This window comes from Ruegeria atlantica, from assembly GCF_013032505.1.
Taxonomy (GTDB): domain Bacteria; phylum Pseudomonadota; class Alphaproteobacteria; order Rhodobacterales; family Rhodobacteraceae; genus Ruegeria; species Ruegeria atlantica_F.
Window position 1 is genome coordinate 439,453 of record NZ_WQCG01000001.1, and the last position, 19,302, is coordinate 458,754.

Sequence of the window (19,302 nt, forward strand, 5' to 3'; positions counted from 1 at the left end):
AATCGGCGTATACAAGCCCAGATCAGCACGCCAACGACTAATCATTGATTGCACCTGACCCAGATTCTAGCCTACATGCGTAGCTGCTGCATTCCAGTATGCGCATATTAATTTTTCACAACGGAGACAGAGAGTTGAAACGCATTATTACACTCGGAATGGCATTTGGCCTGTTCACCGCAAGCGTTGCATCCGCGGACACTTTCCTGCGTTATGGCGAAGTTGAAGGTTGGAAAGTCTTTATCGACGAGGACAAGAAATCCTGCCTGATCGAAGCTGTAGACGACGCCGAAAATGTCGTTCAGATGGGTCTGACCGAAGACCGTAGCGTCGGATATGTCGGCGTCTTCACCAAGGCCAAGACCGACATCAAGCGCGGTGAAAAAGAAGCTGTCGCGGTCCTGCTGGGCGACAACATCTATGTCGGTGAAGCAACCGGCATGAAGGGCAACATCACCAAGGGTTACTCCGGTGGGTACGTCCTGTCTGACGATCCCCAATTCGCCGATGACCTCGCCAAGCAAAAGGTCATGGTTGTATTCCCGGAAAAGGAATTTGCCTTCACCGTTGATCTGACCGGTACTTACAAAGCCATGGAAATGGCCCGCAAGTGCAACGAAGAACAGTTGAGCTGATACTCAGTCGGAAAGCGCGGACAACAACCGCGCTTTCTCACCCACGTCATCGGGTTTCGAGATGACATTGGCCAGATCTTCCAACGACGCGATCGAGTGACCAGCACGGAAGCTGTCCACATGGGGCAGCATCGCAGCGACGCCTTGTGCCTTGGGTGCAAACCCGTCCCAACGCAGCAATGGGTTCAACCAGATCAGGCGTCGAGCGGACAAGTGCAATCGCTCCGTCTCTTTCCTCAGTGCCTCCGGGTCACCCCGATCCAGCCCGTCCGAGATCAACAGGACCACAGCACCCTGTCCCATAACTCGCCGCGACCAGTCGCGATTGAACGCATGAAGGCATTCGCCAATCCGCGTCCCCCCTTCCCAATCCTGCGCCTCGGCCCCGGCAGAGGCCAGCGCAGCATCTACATCTCGTTGCTGCAGATGGCGTGTTATGTTGGTCAGGCGTGTCCCGAACGTAAACGCATGAACCTTGGCCCAGCCTGCACCTTTGGCATTCGAAACGGCATGAAGGAAATGCAGGACGACCCGACTGTATTGGCTCATTGACCCCGAAATATCGCAGAGCACAACAAGATTGGGCCATCGCGGCTTGGGCTTGAGCTTGGCAATATCGCGCAGCTCTCCCCCCTGCCGCATCGCCGCGCGCAGCGTTCGCGCCCGATCGATGCGATGGCCCAAATGGCTGGACTGACCGCGCCGGGACTCTATCGGCTTTACCGGCAGAGCAAGCCGAGACAGCATCCGCTTGGCTTGCGCGATCTCAGCGGTGCTCATTTGTTCAAAGTCCAGACTGCGCAGACGTTCTTCGGAAGACGCGGTTTGCGAGGCGTCGATTTCTAGTTCGGTCTCGTCGCCCTGCTCCGCCACTTCTGGCAGATCACGTTCAACCCCATCCAAAAGCGCCTCAGCCGCTCGCTTTTCGGCCGCGTCCGCTTTGCGTTCTTCCTGTACGCCACGGATAGCGGGCAACATCATGGACATCATGTGTTCCAGATACCGCGGATCACGCCAATAAAGGCGAAAGACCTGCGCGAACACAGTGCGATGTTCGGGTCGGTTCACGAAACAGGCGTGCAGAGTCCAATAGAAATCGCGTTTCTCAGTGAACCCTGCGGCCTGAACCGCGCGGATGGCATCCACTACTCGACCCGTCCCAATCGGTAGCCCGGCCTTACGCAAGGCGCGGGCGAAATGGGTGATGTTTTGCGCCAGCTTGGGGTTTTCAGGGATGTCGATCGGAAATTGCTCGGCCATCAGGCCGGTTCCAGAGACGCTTTGGCTTGATCCAGAATCCGTTTTGCCTCGGACCCCTGCAATTTCTGGATGTCGTCCTGGTATTTCAGGATCGCCCCCAGCGTATCCCCGATGACTTCGGGGCTGAGGTTGATAACATCCAGGGCCAAAAGGCACTTGGCCCAGTCAATCGTCTCGGCAACACCCGGTTTTTTGAACAAATCCTCGGTGCGCAGGTGCTGAACGAAGGCCACGACTTCGCGGCTGAGGGCTTCGGCCGCTTCGGGCGCACGTGCGCGCAGGATTTCGATCTCGCGGTCGAAATCGGGATAGTCGACCCAATGGTACAAACAACGCCGCTTCAGCGCATCGTGGACTTCGCGTGTGCGGTTGGACGTGACGATGACAATGGGCGGTTCGGGCGCATTGACGGTGCCCAGCTCGGGGATCGTGACCTGAAAATCGCTGAGTGCTTCAAGCAGGAACGCCTCAAATGGTTCATCCGTGCGGTCAAGTTCATCAATCAAAAGAACAGGTGCGCCGTTTTCATCCGGACGCATCGCCTGCAGCAACGGACGTTCGATCAGATACTCGTCCGAGAACAGCTCGGACTGAAGCGCGCTCCGATCCGCCCCACCTGAGGCTTCGGCTGTGCGAATAGCCACCATCTGCGCCGGAAAGTTCCATTCGTAAACAGCGGAAGAGGCATCCAGACCTTCGTAACACTGCAGTCGGATCAGGCGACGTTTCAGACCAGAAGCAAGGGCTTTGGCGATCTCGGTTTTGCCTACCCCGGCCTCACCCTCCAGAAACAGTGGCCGACCCAATTTCAAGGACAGAAACACGACCGTCGCCAGCGCTCGCCCGCAGACATAACCTTGCGCGCCCAGGATGGATTGGACGGCATCGATGGAATCTGGCTGTGTCATGTTCAATTCTCTCCTTCGCCACAACAGGTCACGGCAAGGGACGCGCGTCAAGACCGTGGTCTTTCCGGGACTTACGACGATCGAACAAGTTGACAAGGCCTACAACCGAATTGAAGGCCTTTTACCGTCGGGTCCGCTGTGCTAGCGGAAAGCCATGACCGATACCCTTACAATCCACCGTCCCGACGACTGGCATCTGCACCTGCGCGATGGCGCCATGCTGCAGGCCGTCCTGCCCGAAACCGCGCGCCACTTTGCCCGTGCGATCATCATGCCGAACCTCGTGCCGCCCGTTGTTCGCGGGGATCAGGCTGCCGCCTACCGAGACCGGATTTTGGCCGCACTGCCCGAGGGCATGACGTTCGAGCCGCTGATGACGCTGTATCTGACTGAAGATACGGATCCCGAAGACATGGCCGCAGCCCATGCCAGCGGTCTGATCAAAGCAGTCAAATTGTACCCGGCCGGCGCGACAACCAATTCGGCCTCTGGCGTGCGTGATTTCGACAAGGTCCGCCCAGTTCTTGAAAAGATGGCGGAGATTGGCCTTCCAATGTGCGTGCACGGGGAAGTAACCGACGCCGAAATCGACATCTTTGACCGTGAGGCCGTGTTCATCGACCGTGTTCTGGATCCGATCCGCAAGGCCACGCCCGGTCTTCGCGTGGTCATGGAGCATATTACGACCGCCAACGGTGTGGATTACGTCAAAGCCAATGACACCGATCTGGGCGCGACGATCACAGCGCATCACCTGATCATCAACCGCAACCATATTCTGGTTGGCGGGATCAAGCCGCATTACTACTGCCTGCCCGTCGCCAAGCGCGAAGAACACCGGTTGGCACTGCTGGCGGCTGCGACCTCGGGCGATGCGCGATATTTCCTGGGCACTGACAGCGCGCCGCATACTGACGCCAACAAGGAAATGGCATGTGGATGCGCCGGGTGTTTTACGGCGACCAACACGATGTCTCTTGTGGCTGAGATGTTTGACCGAGCGGACGCGCTGGACAAGCTGGAAGCCTTTGTCTCGCTGAATGGACCAGCTTTTTACGGTTTGCCGGTCAACGAAGACTTCATCACCCTGTCCAAGGGCGAACCGGTTGAATATCCCGACAAAATCGAATCCGCCGATGGCCCAGTCACAGTGTTTGATCCGGGCTTCCCGTTGCACTGGCGCGTGGCTTAACCCGTTAGGAACTTACACAGATCGCGGGCGCGACCTCCGGTGCGCAGCATCGACCAGATCGCGTCCGCGTCTTCTGCCCCAATCAGTTTGTTGGCTTTACCGCGCACGCGGTCTTCACGATCTGACAAGGTCATGGGGGCCAGCAGATCATGGGTAGCCTCACGCCGTGCCCCATCCCTGCGCAACAAGGTCAGTTGCGCCTGTGTTTCCGACAAACTGTCATCCGCTTCGACCGAGACGCGATCCCGCAAGGATATAAGGCGCGGGTCGGTACATATTTTGTCGGAATAGCTGCCAGGCAGGGCCGTATCGTACCCAAGCGCCTGCATCGCAATCACGGTTCGATAAGAGAACTTGGCGCCCAACCCGGTTGACGGGGACATCTGGTTACAGACACTCATCCATCTTGGATGCGTCTTGATCTTGATCTCGGCAACTTCCGGCTCTGCAATATCCAGATCGCGTGCCGCCTCAAGTGCTGCGTGCAAACCGTGGCAACACGCGTGATACTTGTGACTGACGCTTTCAAAAAACCATTCCTCACCCAACCCATCCAATGATGCCGCAACGTCGGACTGACCATTGTGGGTTGCGCCAAAACCGTAGGGTCCTTCCATCGCGTCTAAGTTTGGGTCGAAGCCCGATGCCACCAGCAATGCGGCCTCAACCCCGGCTGAGGCCGCCAAACCGGCGTTATACGGTTTGCCCATTGTTCCGAATTGCGCCTTTAGTCCCGCCGCCCGGGTCGCGGTCAGGCCCAGAACTTTTTGCATTTGCTCGACGTCAAACCTCAAGATTCGGCCAACCGCAACAGCTGCACCAAAGGCGCCGGAGGTTGCTGTTTGGTGAAAGCCCGCCTGATAGTGATCGCGCCCAAGCCACAGGCCGATGCGAATAGACGTCTCCATTCCGATCAGCGCGGCCTCCAGGAAATCGACAAGAATACGGTCATCCCATTCGCTTGCAGCAAAAGCCGCTGGTAAAACGGCGACCGAAGGGTGGCCGATATGGGCGAAATGAGTATCATCGTAGTCCAAGGCATGTGACACGGTTCCATTCACCAATGCGGCTCCGCGCAAGGGGGCGGCGCCTCCGCCAAACAGGTGTGCCTGTTCTGCGCCTTGTTCACCAAGCACAAGGTTCCGCACGGTTTGGGACACGGGTTCCTTAACGCCGGCGCGCCCAACGGCAATCCAGTCCAAAACAGAAAGAGATGTCACAACCCGCGTCTGCAGGGTCGTCGTGATGGGCCCCGCCGCGAAGGCTGCCAAAGATGCGGTAAAATCGGTCATGGGCGCAGTCTAACAACCGCCAACCCGGGGTAAAGGCTTAGCTGTAAAGGTCCTTGGCGCGAGTCTCAAATGCCTGAACAATCCGGTGCATGGCCTCGTTGAAGACCACACCGATAATGCCCTGTAGGATGGCATTCTTGAATTCGAAGTCGACGTGGAACGAGATGTTGCAACCGCCGTCGTCGGCGTCCGCGAATTGCCAGTCTGATTTCATGTATTTGAATGGGCCGTCCAGATATTCGGTATCGATCCGTTTTTGATCGGCAAACAGGGTCACTCGACTGCCAAACCTTTCGCGGAACACCTTGAACGAGATCACCAGATCCGCCTCCATCACCTGTGCCTCACCCGCCGCGTAAGTCCGTCGAATACGGGCGGCAGCGCACCAAGGCAGAAATTCGGGATACTTGGCCACATCCGCGACCAGCTCGTACATCTGCTGTGCAGTGTAAGGAAGGTGACGTGTTTCCGAATGTGTTGGCATGGCGTCCGGTTTTTCAGGTGACAATGGCGCGTCATGTCGTATGTTGCGCGCCAAAGATCAAGGGGGCAGCGATGAGCGACCGCGCATATGTGATAGATACGATGATCTCGGCCAAGGCCATTGCGGCCCGAATCGAGGAATTATGCCGGGAAATCACTGCGGAATTCGGCGGTACTGACAAGCTGGTTGTTGTCGGCCTGTTGCGTGGAAGTTTCGTCTTCATCGCCGACCTGGTGCGTGAACTCGACCTGCCGATCGAAGTCGATTTCCTTGAGGCATCCTCGTACGGCGATTCGATGGAAAGCAGCCGCGAAGTACGCATTCTCAAGGACTTGCGCGGTGCAATTGAAGGGCGCGACGTTCTGGTCGTCGAAGATATCGTCGACACGGGTCACACGCTGAACCACGTCACAAAGCTGCTGCAAAGCCGCAAGCCAAGCCGCCTTAAATCTATCGCCCTGCTAGACAAGCCCAGCCGGCGTGAGGTCGATTTCCGGTCGGACTGGATCGGGTTTGAAATCCCCGACGAATTTGTCGTTGGGTATGGGATCGATTACGCGCAGCGCAACCGTAATTTGCCGTTTATCGGCAAGGTAAGATTTGTCGAAGACTGAGAAGGACAATAATGTAACCGGATTCCAATAGTCAAAGTTGCTAGGCACCTTTGAATTCACCAATTGGAATATCATTGGACAACACCCTAAACAACAGATTACCCTCCAACCACCTTGGGAGGTTTCCGCTTATGAAAGTAATGTCTGTTGGTCTTCTAGCGACTTGCGCAGTCGCCGCTACGGTTGGTTTTGCGGACGCAAAAGACAACAAGGGCAAAGGGAAAGGCCCAGACAAGTCGAAAATCGAAAAGTCGGTAAAGACCAATAATGGCGTTGGTGTACCGCCTGGACAGATCAAACGTTATACGCGAGGTCAGAAACTCCCGAACGATCTGAATTTCGACTATCTAGATGACCTGGACGGCTGGAAGTTGAAGCCACTGCCAGTCGGTCAGCGGTATATCCGCGTGAACGACGAAATCCTATCGATATCAGATGACACTAAGACAGTCATTGATGCCGTTGGGATAGTGAGCGATCTGGTAAACTGAAGTTTCAGCTAACAAGAGATCGAATTGCGGCGACAAAAACATCTACTCCTACCGGGATAAGTGCGTCCGGGAAATCGTAGTCTGGGTTGTGCAATTGTGGGTGATCCTGCCCTGACCCCAGCCAGAACATTGCCGCCTTCGCGCCTTTCCCAAATTGCCCAAAATCCTCTGAGAACTTTTGCGGTGTCTCGGTCAGTTCGCAGGGAACACCGCGCTCGGTACACGCTGTCACGATGGTTCTCACAGCTTCATCATGGTTGGTGCAGGCTTCAAAGACATCGTCATAAGTGACTGCAACCGCCAGCCCATCAGCAGATGCAGCGTTCCGCGCCAACGCTTCCGCCTCGGCCATCAGGCTTTTCATCCGCCTGTCCGATACGGTGCGCAGCGTTACCCAAATCTCGGCCTGCCCCGGAGAGATACCGAATGTGGCCTCACCCAAACTGGCGTGCGTAACTGTTGTCAGCGCGAAATCGGTATCCAACGCGCCACCTGCACCCAAATCCGCAAGCTTCAACATCAGCTCAGACACCGCCCGCGCCGGAGATATTCCGTCCTGAGGTGCCGCCGCATGAGACGTCTTGCCAGTCAAGGTAACCCTCATCCCGCGTGAGGCGCAATTGGCCGGTCCCTCACACAGCTCTACCGCACCCAATTTCAACCCTGGCAGATTGTGCAACGAGAACACGTAATCCGGCGCGATCTGGTCGAATTTTAGGTCTGCGCGAAAGGCGATGGCCCCCTGTCCGGTTTCCTCAGCCGGTTGGAATATCAAAACCACCCGGCCCTTTGTCGGCCGCTGGCGCGTCAGTTCTTCCGCAACGCCAAGCACTATCGTCATGTGCCCGTCATGCCCGCACAGATGCCCCTTGCCAGGTACTTTCGACACATAAGGTTGCGTATTCAGTTCCTGAATCGGCAGCCCGTCCAGTTCGCACCGGATACCTACAGTCGGCCCCGGCTGTCCGCCGTCAAAAATCGCCGCAACTCCATGGCCGCCGAGGCCGGTCAAAACCTGATCCGCGCCGTATTCACGCAGCAACTCCGCCATTCGGGCAGCGGTCTCACTCTCTTGCCCGGAAAGTTCGGGATATTGGTGAAGATCGTGACGCAGGCGTGTCAGCTGCGCATGCGTTTCAGGTGTCACCCCTGCTCCAGTTTCTTCTGGCGGGCATCACGCAATCGGGCAAAATCATCCCCCGCGTGATAGGATGATCGGGTCAGAGGTGTCGCAGAAACCATCAGGAACCCCTTACCAAAAGCCGCCTTTTCATATGAGGCGAACTCTTCCGGCGTTACAAACCGGTCCACACCGTGGTGTTTGGGCGTGGGTTGCAGGTACTGGCCGATGGTCAGGAAATCGATGTCGGCGGCACGCATGTCATCCATGACTTGCCGGACCTCTTGTTCATTCTCACCTAAGCCAACCATGATACCCGATTTGGTAAAGATCGACGGGTCCAGTTCCTTGACCCGCTGCAACAAGCGCAGCGAGTGGAAATAGCGCGCACCGGGACGCACTTCGAGATACAAGCCTGGCACGGTTTCAAGGTTGTGGTTGAACACGTCCGGCTTGGCCTCGACCACAGTTTCAAGAACGGATGGGTCACATTTCAGAAAATCAGGCGTTAGGATTTCAATGGTCGTCTTTGGTGACCGATGCCGGACTGCGCGAATTGTCTGCGCAAAGTGTTCGGCACCGCCATCCTTGAGATCGTCGCGGTCTACAGAGGTGATCACGACGTGGTTCAAACCCAGCTTTTGTACGGCATGCGCAACGCGCCCGGGCTCAAACGCATCCAGAGAATCGGGACGACCAGTTGCAATATTGCAGAAGGTACAACCACGTGTGCAAATCTCACCCATGATCATCATGGTGGCGTGGCCCTGGCTCCAACATTCGCCGACATTCGGGCATCCAGCTTCTTCACATACAGTGACGAGATTATTCTCGCGCATGATCTTGTGCGTGTCTGCATAGCCCTTACCGCCAGGCGCTTTGACACGTATCCACTTGGGCTTTTTTGGCTGCGCATTGTCTGGACGATGCGCCTTTTCGGGATGTCGTTGTTCTGGGATCTTCAGATCACGCACGGCTGGCTTTCCTGACTTTGGGTCAATTTGCTTTGCCCTAACATAATACGCTCACGCAGACTATGCCACCCGGGCATACCCGTCATGCAAGGCAGGTTTGCACTCGCAGTATTTCACGACCAAATTAATGCCGTTTCGGAAGATTTACGTACTAAATAGCAAGCCTTAAAAGTATATTGCAAATGCAGCATTTCAGGCGTTGAAGACAGTTTAGAACTGTTTTAATCCACTTTTAATTCAAATGTGAATCACAGGAGCCCGTAGATGAAAACCGGCGCAAAACTGCCTTCCGTTACCTTCCACACCCGCGTCCGCGATGAGGCAATCGAAGGATCCAACCCGTTCCGTTGGGAAGACAAAACGACCGCGGATTACTTCGCGGGCAAGCGCGTCATCCTGTTTTCCCTGCCCGGCGCGTTCACGCCCACATGCTCTACCTACCAACTCCCCGGTTTCGAAAACGGCTATGCCGATTTCACCGCCAAAGGTATCGATGAAATTTACTGCATGTCCGTGAATGACAGCTTTGTCATGAACAAATGGGCGCAGGATCAGGGCCTGAAAGATGTGAAGGTCATTCCTGACGGCTCGGGCGAATTCACCCGCAAAATGGGTATGCTGGTCGATAAGGAAAATCTGGGCTTTGGCATGCGATCGTGGCGCTACGCTGCCATTGTGAACAACGGCGTGGTCGAGGCGTGGTTCGAAGAGCCCGGCCTGATGGATAACTGCCCCGAAGATCCCTATGGCGTTTCGTCGCCTGAAACCCTGATGAAACATCTGGACGAAGCCAAAGAACCGGCGCTGGCCTAAGACCTCTCAGGCTTATGCATCAAAGGCTCGCCAGTGGCGGGCCTTTTTAGTGACGGGTCTCGGTCACGATTTCTTCGCCAACACGTCGAATAACGTCGGCCAGACTGTCGAACCAATCTTCATGCCCTGTAGAAAGGCGTCGAACCAACCCGACCGTCCGCGCGGGCTGGGGTGCCCTGAACCGCATGAGTTTGAGTCCCGGCACTGCTTCGGTTTCCGAGCGCGCCGCCAACTCGGGCATGAGTGTCAGGCCGAATCCTTCGGCGACCAGTCGCGAAAGGGTCGCCAGCGAAGACGCCCCCATATTGATCAGCCCGCTGCTTCTGTCCTGACCACAAACCTCAAGCGCTTGATCCGTCAGGCAATGCCCATCATCCAACAACATGAGCTGTGCGGTTTGTAAGTCCACCGGGCGCAAGGCATCAGGATCCGTGCGCACCGTTCCAAGTCTTCCAGCGCTTCCGGCAAGCAGAAAGCGATCCTCAAACAACGGCAACTCGAACAATTCGCTTACACCGGCGGGTAAGGCCATCACCCCGGCATCGATTTCTCCGGCGCGCAACATGGAAAGCAAGCGCTCTGTTCGGGCCTCACGAATTTGCACCCGCAGAGACACGTCGGCTGTGCGCAGCCCGGCAAGCACTCCGGGCAATAGATATGGGGCTATGGTCGGGATGATCCCAATCGCCAAAGACCGGTGCCCAACGGAATGATCCTTTGCGAACTGATCCAGCCGATCCGCTGCGCCCAAGACCTGACGCGCATAGTCCAGAACATCGCGCCCCAACGGCGTCAGCAAAATGTCGCGGGCCTGACGTTCGAACAGCGGACCGCCCAATGTTTCTTCCAACGCTTTGATTTGAACCGACAGAGCGGGCTGTGAGACGTGGCAGACTTGCGCCGCACGGCCAAAATTTCGCTGATCCGCCACCGCGTTGAAGTATTGAAGTTGTCTGAGGGTAAAATTCATAGGGCATTCCTATCACTACGCCCCAGAACCTCAACCTCGAGTTATAATTTACTACCCGATCAGGCGAGTTTTTTCTGTTTGTTCTTCGTAGTGGCGTTTGAGGCGTTGCAAGGCGATCCGCAACACGATCTTTCCGGAACGCGCCGACCAGCCCATTCGTTTTTCGGCCAATTCCAGCCCTTCAAGATAGCAACAGCATCGCAACGCAACATCGCTCAACCCCGGCCCCAGATCCGACAGTGCCCGTTCGACCCGAGCGCGCGCATCTGACGACCCCTGCCCATCATACCTACCGTTTGAGAAACTTCCCCGTCCACCCGCGGTCAAAAAGTGATCCCAGTTTTGCGCGACCTTCGGACCTATCTGCGACAGCTCAAAGTCTTCGCGCAGGCGTTCGCCGGCACCGACCAGAGATTCGTCCAGAAAGTGTTTTCCGTCCTTGTCCCGCCTGCGTGCCAGCGCAATTAGTGGGCTTTCGGCCGCGCTGTAACGAATGCGTCTCGCTGACTTGTCCTGCCTGTTATTGCCTTGCGGCTGAAACGGAGATTGTGCCTCGGCCATCCCGAACTCGTTTCTGGCGCGTGCTTTGTTCTCGGCCTCGGCTATCAGTTGACTTAGCGCCGACCGCCCGGATGATGAAATACGATAGCGAGAAATACGTCCTGGATTATCGCAAGAGATCCAGTCATTCAGCGCCAACGCTTGCGCAATAGTGCATTCCACAACTGCAGTTCTTGTGGTCCCACTGACTCCGGTGTCGCGGACGACTACGGCCTTGTCCATCTCTTCCGCTACAGCCAGAACAGCCCCGGTTTCACAAAGGCGGCGTAGTATGCGCAGCGCCTCGCGGTTAAAGTCTTCGTTTTTGGTTGCCGTATCCTCGGCCTGCAACCCCAAAGGTTCGCTCAAGGACCCGGAACGCCCCTGCGGATCCGAGAAATGTTCTTTTGCCAACGACTGCAACGCGGCATCCACCAACGGATCGTCCCGGCGCATCTCGATGCGTCGGATTTGTCTGAGTATGGTTGACGCATGGCATCCCACTGACCGCGCGATATCGCGGATTGATTGACCGGTTTCGGTATGCGCCAGGTACCTCTGAGCCCCTTCAGGCACCCACGCCGGAATGGTGAAAGCCATATTTTCTTGCATAGTTACTTGCCCTCGTCGACAAAACAATCTGTTCTCAATCGCCCCCGGTGAATGCGTTAACCAATCCTAACTAGAGCCGCTTTCGTTACTCGTTCGTTAACCGGGAGAGACAACAACCAGATTTGATTCAAAATCATAAACACTCATGAAGTCAGAGTTCGGAGGGAACCCTCACAAGGCAACACTCGCTTAGGTTGTGTGACAAATGACTATCTTCTGTTCAACCAAGGGAACACCGAAATGCAGGACCTGATGACCATGATTACAACGCTCCGCCGCCCACGCCTGCTGGCCCGGGCTGCAAAGTTTGGGGCGCAGGACTATGATCGGGACCGGCACCTGCAACGCGTTTTGGGATACGGCTCACTGCCCGGTACAGGGTCTGCACTGGTTCGTTTGTTGGAAATGGAAAAAGAGGTTAACGCACAAAGGCTGGCCGAAGACGCCGCCTATTCGCTGGTCCGTCATCTGGATCTGTTGATCGCGCTGTTGGGCGAGGCGCAACTGTTCAAAGCCAGCCGCGCCTCGCAGTATCAATGATCAGGTGAAGGCATCCGGCATGGATGCTTTCTTTTCCGCCACGTATTCGTTCAGTGCGGCATTGAGTTCCGGGTCGAGTTGGGGTTGCTGGTAGTTGGCCAGCAGATGTTCGACCCGCGACGTGGCCAATTGGCGCGTATCGCGCCCGCCTTCGTCTTCCCAGGTTTCGAAGGGTTTGTAGTCCAGAACCTCGGATTTCCAGAACGCGTCCTTGAAATTTGCCTGTGTATGAGCGCAGCCCAGATAGTGGCCTCCCGGACCAACCTCGCGGATCGCGTCCATCGCCTGGGCATTCTCGTCATAGGCCACGCCTTTGGCCAGGCCGTGAAGAACACCTAACTGGTCGGCATCCATGACGAATTTTTCGAAGTCAGCAACCAGACCGCCTTCGAGCCAACCGCATGAGTGCAGCATGAAGTTCACGCCCGCCATCAGACCCATGTTCAGAGAGTTCGCGGTCTCATAGGCTGCCTGTGCGTCCGGCAGTTTCGAACCGCAGAACGACCCGGCCGAGCGGAACGGCAGGCCCAGGCGACGCGCCAGCTGGCCCGCACCATAAGTGACCATAGACGCCTCGGGCGTACCAAAGGTCGGAGCGCCCGAATTCATGTCGATCGACGATACGAAAGCACCAAAGATTGCAGGCGCACCCGGACGAATGATCTGACTATACGCGACACCAGCCAGAACTTCGGCCAGAACCTGTGTCAATGTGCCTGCAATCGAAACCGGCGCCATCGCACCGCCCACGATAAAGGGCGAGATGATGCAGGCCTGATTGTTCTTCGCATAAACCTCCAGCGCGCCCATCATCACGTCGTCGAAAGTCATCGGCGAGTTGATGTTGGTCAGCGAGGTCATCACCGTGTTTTCCTGAACGAACTCCTTGCCGAACAGGATCTCGCACATCTCAACCGAATCCTGCGCGCGGCTGGGATCGGTGACCGAGCCCATGAACGGCTTGTCCGAAAGGGTCATGTGCGCCATCAGCATATCCAGGTGACGCTTGTTCACTGGTACGTCGGTGGGTTCGCACACTGTTCCTCCAGAGTGGTGCAGCCACTTAGACATATAGGCGAGTTTCACAAACTTGTTGAAATCGTCCATTGTCGCGTAGCGACGACCACCTTGTGCATCCCGGACAAACGGAGGTCCGTATACCGGGGCCAGAACAAGATTGCGGCCACCAATAACCACCGATTTCTCAGGGTTGCGCGCGTGCTGCGTGAACTCGCTGGGCGCAGTTTTGATCAACTGGCGGGCCAGACCACGCGGAATGCGGACGCGCTCGCCATCTACATCGGCACCGGCATCTTTCCAACGCTTCAGGGCTGCGGGGTTATCGACAAAGTTAACCCCAACTTCGGCCAGAATGGTTTCTGCGTTGGTTTCGATGATTTCCAACGCTTCCTCGTTGAGAACCTCGAAGTTCGGAATATTCCGTTCGATATACTTCGCGGTTTCGATGCGTACCGCGGTGCGTTCGGCCCGGCGGGCGGCGCCACCGCCACCTCTTGCCCGACGCCGGGTGTTTGCCTCTGCCATGAGAAGATCCCGTCTATTGGTTGGTTTGGTCAGTTTGTTACAGGAAGCATTTGATGCACAGCATCTAATTAACGGCGCTATAGGGGGAAAAGCGACATCCAAAGGAACCAAAACCGTCAGACAATTGCCCCGGTCAGGAAAGTTCTTTCTCCATCAGAATGGTGTTCCCGCTCATCTCTTTCTCGCCCCAGCCCAAATGTAGGTACATGGACAATGTTCTCCGCATTGATTTATGCGTCCGCAGCCTGAGGATTGCGACGCCCGAATCCTTGGCTTCCTGTTCAGCTATTGTGATCAACCGCCTCGCCAACCCTGCACCTTGTGCCTTTGGCGATACGGCGAGATTAAAGATCATCATCGCAGAATCAACTTGGTCAAAAACAATGAACCCGACGATGCCCTCATCCATCGTGGCAACCCAAGCCTGATGCGCGGTGATATCGTCACCAACTCCGTCCGTAACGTCGGGCAGATCAGGAATATCGCGCATCGCATCTGAATAGGCCGCTGCAATGCAATCAGTGACGGCTTCGGTGTCAGCAGCACTGGCGCGGCGAAACTCAATCTCGGACATCTCGCGGCCTTTCTGTTTAATCCTGAGGCACAATTGCACAAATGACGTCATAGCGCTTGCACATGCAAGGCTTGCAACCTAATAGCCAACCATGACCCAAGACACCCATGACCGCCTTCTGATCATCGACTTCGGCAGCCAGGTTACGCAGCTTATTGCCCGCCGCCTGCGAGAGCTGAATGTCTATTGCGAAATCCACCCCTATCAGAACGTCACGATGGACTTCGTTCGGGAAATGGCCCCCAAAGCCGTGATATTCTCGGGCGGTCCGGACAGCGTGACGCGCGAGGGGTCGCCACGAGCACCGCAAGAGATCTTTGACTACGGCGTGCCGATCCTGGGTATCTGCTACGGCCAGCAAGTGATGATGCATCAACTGGGCGGCAAGGTTGAAAGCGGGCACGGCACGGCAGAGTTTGGGCGTGCATTTGTTACCCCGCAGGCAAAGCTGGATATTCTGGATGGTTGGTTTGCGGATGGCGACGAGCAAGTCTGGATGAGCCACGGCGACCACGTCAGCGAAATCGCGCCCGGGTTTGACGTCTTTGGCACCTCTCCCAATGCGCCTTTCGCGATTACGGCGGACAGCACGCGTCATTTCTATGCGGTTCAGTTCCACCCCGAGGTGCACCACACCCCCAAAGGCGCGAAGCTGTATGAGAACTTCGTCAAACTCGCCGGCTTCAAGGGTGATTGGACGATGGGCGCCTATCGCGAACAGATGATTGAAAAGATCCGCGAGCAGGTCGGCGATAAGAAAGTGATCTGCGGTCTGTCGGGCGGCGTCGACAGCTCGGTCGCGGCGATTCTGATTCACGAGGCGATCGGCGATCAGTTGACCTGTGTCTTCGTCGACCACGGGCTGCTGCGCAAGAACGAGGCCGAGGAAGTCGTCGGCATGTTCCGCGACAACTACAACATTCAACTGATCCATGCGGATGAAAGCGATCTGTTCCTGGGTGAGCTGGAAGGTCAAAGCGACCCGGAGACCAAGCGCAAGATCATCGGCAGGCTGTTCATCGACGTGTTCCAGAAACACGCTGACACAATCGACGGAGCCGAATTCCTCGCCCAAGGCACACTGTATCCGGACGTCATTGAATCGGTGTCCTTCTCGGGCGGCCCCTCGGTCACGATCAAGTCCCACCACAACGTCGGCGGCCTGCCGGAAAAGATGGGTCTGAAACTGGTTGAACCCCTACGCGAGCTATTCAAGGACGAGGTCCGCGCGCTGGGTCGCGAACTGGGCCTGCCGCAGAGCTTTATCGGCCGTCACCCCTTCCCGGGCCCCGGACTGGCGATTCGCTGCCCCGGTGAGATCACCCGTGAAAAGCTGGATATCCTGCGCGAAGCGGATGCAGTCTATATTGACCAGATTCGCAAGCACGGTCTGTATGATGACATCTGGCAAGCCTTTGTTGCCATCCTGCCTGTGCGCACTGTTGGCGTCATGGGCGACGGGCGCACGTATGACTACGCCTGCGCGCTGCGCGCCGTGACGTCTGTGGATGGCATGACCGCCGACTATTATCCGTTCAGCCATGAATTTCTTGGCGAAACGGCCACACGCATCATCAACGAAGTCAAAGGCATCAACAGATGTACTTATGACATCACATCAAAACCACCCGGAACCATCGAGTGGGAATGACAAAAAAAGCCGGGCTTTGTCCCGGCTTTTTTTGTGTTTCAAGCGTACCAAAGTTCTATATTTATCAATTTGATACAGCGAGAGGTCTGCAGGCACCGAAATGGACAACGCCAAACCACAGATTGGCAAAGCTGCGCTCTGGATGACCGGGGCGATTGCCTCTTTCTCGTCCATGGCAATCGCAGGCCGCGAACTAAGCGTGACGCATGATACTTTCGAGATCATGTTCTACCGCAGCCTCGTGGGAATCTGCGTTGTCGCTTTGATTCTGACCCTGACGCGAAAGTGGCATCAGGTGTCGACCGAACGGATTGGTCTTCATGGGATCCGGAATGTGCTACATTTTACAGGGCAGAACCTGTGGTTCTACGCGGTTGGCGTTATTCCTTTGGCACAGGTTTTTGCGCTGGAATTCACGCAGCCCATATGGGTCATCCTGCTGTCTCCGCTTTTATTGAAAGAGCGCCTGACGACTGTTCGCATGATGTCCGCATTAATCGGTTTTGCAGGAATTCTGCTGGTTGCGCGCCCGGGCGCTGTACCGCTTAATGCCGGTGTCGCGACCGCCGCTCTTTCTGCTATTTTCTTTGCCTTAACAACGATATCGACAAAGTCCCTCACCCGCTTTGCCAGCATAGGGTGCATCATGTTCTGGCTGACGGTTATGCAAGCTGCGCTAGGGTTAATCGCGTCCGGCATCGACGGTCAGATTACTTTGCCCTCGGCTAGCACGGCGCCGTTTCTGCTGTTGGTGGGTTTGGCCGGACTTCTGGCGCATTACTGCATTACAAATGCGCTGGCGATTGCCCCGGCAACGGTAGTGGTACCATTTGACTTTGCCCGCCTGCCCACAATCGCAGTCGTCGGCATGGTTTTGTATCACGAACCACTGGATCACTGGACCTTGTTGGGCGCGGGCGTAATCTTTTGCGGCATCTTTTTGAACGTTCACGCCGAGAATCGTAACAGTTTGGCAACACTCCCACGGGACACTCAACTCAAGTAACGCACGGTCACCAGTTGACGATAAAGTAAACCTTAAGAAAGTATCGAGCACCACAATGCAGGTCGGTCCCGCACCACACATTCACAGGCACTGACCTTCAGGAGACCTAGAGGGAGGAACTAATGAAAAAAGCGCTTCTACAGGCGTGCGCGGTATGCGTTGGCGCGACTGGGGCTTACGCTGGCGGACTTGATCGTAGCGGTCAGGGCGTCAACATTCTGTTTGAGGAAGGCTCTGTCGTACAGTTCCGTTTGGGGTATGCAAACCCTGACGTGAGCGGCGAGCAGAATGGCGTCGATTCCGGAAACATCGCCAATAGTTTCTGGACGCCACATCTGGCGTACAAACATTCGTTTACCGACCAACTGGATTTCGCGATCATCTACGACGAACCCTACGGCGCAGATGTCGAATATCCATCGAACTATCCTTTGTCGCAGAACCCATTGGCCGGTTTTGGTGGTCGCACAGACGTATTGCGCGCAAAGGCGGATGTTGACGCAATCACCGCCCTGGTACGCTATAAATTCGATGGAGGCTTCAGCGCCATCGGTGGTATCCGCGCTCAGCGGGCCAAAGCAACCGTGGCTGTACCGGTCGTTGCCGGGTACGAATTCGAGTCCGGCTCTGAGGTTGATTTCGGTTACGTCGTCGGTGTCGCGTGGGAACGCCCGGACATCGCGGCACGTGTCGCACTGACCTACAATTCGAAAATCACACATGATTTCGACTCGACAGAGTCCATTAACCGGAGACCACCGCCCGTCCCTGCACCGCTCGTGACGTCGGAAACCGAAACAGAAGTTGTGACTCCTCAATCGGTGAATCTGGACTTCCAGACCGGTGTCGCGCCTAAAACGCTGCTGTTTGGATCGATCCGCTGGGTTGACTGGCCGCAGACAGTTCTGGCACCGCCGGTTTATACCGCCGCTGCACAACAGAACCTGGTTGACTACGCGGACGACACGTTCACGTACACTCTTGGTCTTGGCTACAAGTTCACCGAAGAGTTTTCTGGCGCAATTTCTGCGGGCTATGAAACGTCCTCGGGTTCTGCAGTCTCCAACCTCGGCCCAACCGACGGGTTCTGGAGCCTTGGCGTAGGCGGTACATACACGTTTGAGCAGGCGCAGATTTCGGGTGGCATCCGCTACACCGACATCGGAGATGCGACCACCACCACAGGTGGCCAATTCTCGGGCAACTCGGCGTGGAGTGTCGGTCTGCAGCTCACTTATACGCTGAACTGATCCTCTTAGGGATATCCAAACCAAAGCCCCGCCATTTTTGGCGGGGTTTTTCTTTGCTCAATTTTCCTGTCGAACAACGCCTTTGGGAATGCAAGAAGGGCCATGGAACCTCAAAAACATCTCTCACCAATGGCTTGGACCGAACTTTTACCCTGGGAAAATCTGGGGCGCATCCTTTATCAAAATCCGAGTTGCCCCGGACGCGATCCCGGTCATGACTTCGGTTCTGCATCGTGTTTGCTGGGCGATGCTGGCGCTGTGGATCGTAGTTTGGGTCAAAAAGCTGAGCGTTCCAACCAGTCCGCGCGTCTGGAGCGCGTTTCTGAAGGTGGGATTGTTAAATAATGCAATCCCACTTCACGTATGGCTTGGGGGCAGCTCTATATCGAGACCGGTCTGACATCGATCTTGAATGCCGCAACCGCCATTTTTGGCGTTCTGATCGCCGCCATCTTTTTCAAGGATGAACGGCCGACCCTCGCGCGCGGTGTGGGTGTCGGTCTGGGTTTTCTGGGCGTTGCAATTGCAATTGGACTTACGAATTTCGCAACCTTCGACCCTCAAAGCGTCGCTCAGCTGGCCGTTATCACCGCCACTGTTTCATACGCCTTCGCGGGTGCATGGGCTAGAATACAGTTGTCAGGACTGTCCCCCATTGTTGCGGCCGCTGGCATGCTGATTGGTTCGACCAATCTGATTTTGCCTGTTTCGCTGACAATCGGCGCGCTCCCTCCTTTGAACCTGCCAGCGATCACATGGGTGGCGATTGCTTAATACGCCCTGATCGCGACCGCCGGGGCGTATTTGCTTTACTACCGCGTTCTTGCGATG

21 protein-coding genes are annotated in these 19,302 nt (G+C 56.1%); 11 read left to right on the forward strand and 10 right to left on the reverse strand.

Features of this window, described 5'->3' with window-relative positions:
* Positions 1-134: 134 nt before the first annotated feature.
* Positions 135-635, forward strand: coding sequence for a hypothetical protein (locus tag GOW92_RS02215; RefSeq protein WP_254452874.1), 501 nt, complete (start codon positions 135-137; stop codon positions 633-635).
* Positions 636-638: 3 nt separating this feature from the next.
* Here the strand turns inward: GOW92_RS02215 and GOW92_RS02220 are convergent, their stop codons facing one another.
* Complete coding sequence (locus tag GOW92_RS02220; protein ID WP_170557572.1) at positions 639-1,895, reverse strand: vWA domain-containing protein; 1,257 nt, start codon at positions 1,893-1,895, stop codon at positions 639-641.
* On the reverse strand, positions 1,895-2,803 hold the full coding sequence (locus GOW92_RS02225; protein WP_170557574.1) for an AAA family ATPase: 909 nt from the start codon (positions 2,801-2,803) through the stop codon (positions 1,895-1,897). The genes GOW92_RS02220 and GOW92_RS02225 overlap by 1 nt, the downstream gene beginning before the upstream one ends.
* A gap of 154 nt (positions 2,804-2,957) precedes the next feature.
* Between GOW92_RS02225 and pyrC the strand changes: the two genes are divergently transcribed.
* The gene (gene pyrC, locus GOW92_RS02230; protein ID WP_170557575.1) at positions 2,958-3,995 is read left to right on the forward strand and encodes a dihydroorotase; all 1,038 of its coding nucleotides are present in this window, start codon (positions 2,958-2,960) and stop codon (positions 3,993-3,995) included.
* On the opposite strand, the gene GOW92_RS02235 is transcribed toward pyrC, so the two are convergent.
* The gene (locus tag GOW92_RS02235) at positions 3,992-5,287 is read right to left on the reverse strand and encodes an MmgE/PrpD family protein (protein ID WP_170557577.1); all 1,296 of its coding nucleotides are present in this window, start codon (positions 5,285-5,287) and stop codon (positions 3,992-3,994) included. The two genes, pyrC and GOW92_RS02235, sit on opposite strands and share 4 nt — an antisense overlap.
* A gap of 37 nt (positions 5,288-5,324) precedes the next feature.
* Positions 5,325-5,771, reverse strand: a complete 447-nt coding sequence (locus GOW92_RS02240) for a type II toxin-antitoxin system RatA family toxin (RefSeq protein ID WP_170557578.1) — start codon at positions 5,769-5,771, stop codon at positions 5,325-5,327.
* A 71-nt stretch (positions 5,772-5,842) separates the two neighbouring features.
* On the opposite strand from GOW92_RS02240, the gene hpt reads away from it, so the two are divergent.
* Both hpt and GOW92_RS02250 read left to right on the forward strand, forming a co-directional pair.
* Entirely contained in the window at positions 5,843-6,385 is a 543-nt protein-coding gene (gene hpt, locus GOW92_RS02245) for a hypoxanthine phosphoribosyltransferase (protein WP_170557580.1), read from the forward strand.
* A 131-nt stretch (positions 6,386-6,516) separates the two neighbouring features.
* Positions 6,517-6,876: a hypothetical protein gene (locus GOW92_RS02250; RefSeq protein ID WP_170557582.1), complete on the forward strand. Its 360-nt coding sequence runs from the start codon at positions 6,517-6,519 to the stop codon at positions 6,874-6,876.
* 4 nt (positions 6,877-6,880) lie between these two features.
* On the opposite strand, the gene GOW92_RS02255 is transcribed toward GOW92_RS02250, so the two are convergent.
* On the reverse strand, positions 6,881-8,023 hold the full coding sequence (locus tag GOW92_RS02255) for an amidohydrolase (protein ID WP_170557584.1): 1,143 nt from the start codon (positions 8,021-8,023) through the stop codon (positions 6,881-6,883).
* Positions 8,020-8,970 carry a lipoyl synthase gene (lipA, locus tag GOW92_RS02260; RefSeq protein ID WP_170557586.1) on the reverse strand — a complete coding sequence of 317 codons (951 nt, stop codon included), beginning with the start codon at positions 8,968-8,970 and terminating at the stop codon, positions 8,020-8,022. Before lipA ends, GOW92_RS02255 begins: the two co-directional genes overlap by 4 nt.
* 264 nt (positions 8,971-9,234) lie before the next feature.
* On the opposite strand from lipA, the gene GOW92_RS02265 reads away from it, so the two are divergent.
* Positions 9,235-9,783, forward strand: a complete 549-nt coding sequence (locus GOW92_RS02265; RefSeq protein ID WP_170557588.1) for a peroxiredoxin — start codon at positions 9,235-9,237, stop codon at positions 9,781-9,783.
* Between the two features lie 46 nt (positions 9,784-9,829).
* On the opposite strand, the gene GOW92_RS02270 is transcribed toward GOW92_RS02265, so the two are convergent.
* Together GOW92_RS02270 and GOW92_RS02275 are read right to left on the reverse strand one after the other, a co-directional pair.
* Positions 9,830-10,753 carry a hydrogen peroxide-inducible genes activator gene (locus GOW92_RS02270; RefSeq protein ID WP_170557590.1) on the reverse strand — a complete coding sequence of 308 codons (924 nt, stop codon included), beginning with the start codon at positions 10,751-10,753 and terminating at the stop codon, positions 9,830-9,832.
* Positions 10,754-10,804: 51 nt separating this feature from the next.
* Entirely contained in the window at positions 10,805-11,905 is a 1,101-nt protein-coding gene (locus GOW92_RS02275; protein ID WP_170557592.1) for a DUF6456 domain-containing protein, read from the reverse strand.
* A 198-nt stretch (positions 11,906-12,103) separates the two neighbouring features.
* Between GOW92_RS02275 and GOW92_RS02280 the strand changes: the two genes are divergently transcribed.
* A complete protein-coding gene (locus tag GOW92_RS02280; RefSeq protein WP_368040241.1) occupies positions 12,104-12,445 on the forward strand; it encodes a DUF6477 family protein in 342 nt (113 codons plus the stop codon).
* On the opposite strand, the gene GOW92_RS02285 is transcribed toward GOW92_RS02280, so the two are convergent.
* Entirely contained in the window at positions 12,446-13,990 is a 1,545-nt protein-coding gene (locus GOW92_RS02285; protein ID WP_170557594.1) for a trimethylamine methyltransferase family protein, read from the reverse strand.
* Positions 13,991-14,123: 133 nt separating this feature from the next.
* Positions 14,124-14,615, reverse strand: coding sequence for a GNAT family N-acetyltransferase (locus tag GOW92_RS02290; RefSeq protein ID WP_254452875.1), 492 nt, complete (start codon positions 14,613-14,615; stop codon positions 14,124-14,126).
* A gap of 40 nt (positions 14,616-14,655) precedes the next feature.
* On the opposite strand from GOW92_RS02290, the gene guaA reads away from it, so the two are divergent.
* The 5 genes from guaA (at position 14,656) to GOW92_RS25265 (ending at position 19,245) form a co-directional block, all read left to right on the forward strand.
* Complete coding sequence (gene guaA, locus GOW92_RS02295; RefSeq protein WP_170557596.1) at positions 14,656-16,215, forward strand: glutamine-hydrolyzing GMP synthase; 1,560 nt, start codon at positions 14,656-14,658, stop codon at positions 16,213-16,215.
* 100 nt (positions 16,216-16,315) lie between these two features.
* Positions 16,316-17,221 (forward strand): DMT family transporter, encoded by a 906-nt coding sequence (locus tag GOW92_RS02300; protein WP_170557598.1) that lies wholly within the window; start codon positions 16,316-16,318, stop codon positions 17,219-17,221.
* Between the two features lie 122 nt (positions 17,222-17,343).
* Positions 17,344-18,471 carry an OmpP1/FadL family transporter gene (locus GOW92_RS02305; RefSeq protein ID WP_170557600.1) on the forward strand — a complete coding sequence of 376 codons (1,128 nt, stop codon included), beginning with the start codon at positions 17,344-17,346 and terminating at the stop codon, positions 18,469-18,471.
* Between the two features lie 102 nt (positions 18,472-18,573).
* A complete protein-coding gene (locus tag GOW92_RS25260; protein ID WP_368040242.1) occupies positions 18,574-18,816 on the forward strand; it encodes a hypothetical protein in 243 nt (80 codons plus the stop codon).
* 18 nt (positions 18,817-18,834) lie between these two features.
* Positions 18,835-19,245, forward strand: coding sequence for a hypothetical protein (locus GOW92_RS25265; protein WP_368040243.1), 411 nt, complete (start codon positions 18,835-18,837; stop codon positions 19,243-19,245).
* The last annotated feature ends 57 nt before the right edge of the window (positions 19,246-19,302 follow it).

Excerpts from the sequence above, each read along its gene's own strand:
- GOW92_RS02220 (WP_170557572.1), bottom strand. The coding sequence starts at position 1,895 with ATGGCCGAGCAATTTCCGATCGACATCCCTGAAAACCCCAAGCTGGCG.
- GOW92_RS02225 (WP_170557574.1), bottom strand. The coding sequence starts at position 2,803 with ATGACACAGCCAGATTCCATCGATGCCGTCCAATCCATCCTGGGCGCG.
- pyrC (WP_170557575.1), top strand. The coding sequence starts at position 2,958 with ATGACCGATACCCTTACAATCCACCGTCCCGACGACTGGCATCTGCAC.
- GOW92_RS02235 (WP_170557577.1), bottom strand. The coding sequence starts at position 5,287 with ATGACCGATTTTACCGCATCTTTGGCAGCCTTCGCGGCGGGGCCCATC.
- GOW92_RS02240 (WP_170557578.1), bottom strand. The coding sequence starts at position 5,771 with ATGCCAACACATTCGGAAACACGTCACCTTCCTTACACTGCACAGCAG.
- hpt (WP_170557580.1), top strand. The coding sequence starts at position 5,843 with ATGAGCGACCGCGCATATGTGATAGATACGATGATCTCGGCCAAGGCC.
- GOW92_RS02250 (WP_170557582.1), top strand. The coding sequence starts at position 6,517 with ATGAAAGTAATGTCTGTTGGTCTTCTAGCGACTTGCGCAGTCGCCGCT.
- GOW92_RS02265 (WP_170557588.1), top strand. The coding sequence starts at position 9,235 with ATGAAAACCGGCGCAAAACTGCCTTCCGTTACCTTCCACACCCGCGTC.
- GOW92_RS02270 (WP_170557590.1), bottom strand. The coding sequence starts at position 10,753 with ATGAATTTTACCCTCAGACAACTTCAATACTTCAACGCGGTGGCGGAT.
- GOW92_RS02275 (WP_170557592.1), bottom strand. The coding sequence starts at position 11,905 with ATGCAAGAAAATATGGCTTTCACCATTCCGGCGTGGGTGCCTGAAGGG.
- GOW92_RS02285 (WP_170557594.1), bottom strand. The coding sequence starts at position 13,990 with ATGGCAGAGGCAAACACCCGGCGTCGGGCAAGAGGTGGCGGTGGCGCC.
- GOW92_RS02290 (WP_254452875.1), bottom strand. The coding sequence starts at position 14,615 with ATGACGTCATTTGTGCAATTGTGCCTCAGGATTAAACAGAAAGGCCGC.
- guaA (WP_170557596.1), top strand. The coding sequence starts at position 14,656 with ATGACCCAAGACACCCATGACCGCCTTCTGATCATCGACTTCGGCAGC.
- GOW92_RS02300 (WP_170557598.1), top strand. The coding sequence starts at position 16,316 with ATGGACAACGCCAAACCACAGATTGGCAAAGCTGCGCTCTGGATGACC.
- GOW92_RS02305 (WP_170557600.1), top strand. The coding sequence starts at position 17,344 with ATGAAAAAAGCGCTTCTACAGGCGTGCGCGGTATGCGTTGGCGCGACT.
- GOW92_RS25260 (WP_368040242.1), top strand. The coding sequence starts at position 18,574 with ATGGAACCTCAAAAACATCTCTCACCAATGGCTTGGACCGAACTTTTA.
- GOW92_RS25265 (WP_368040243.1), top strand. The coding sequence starts at position 18,835 with ATGGCTTGGGGGCAGCTCTATATCGAGACCGGTCTGACATCGATCTTG.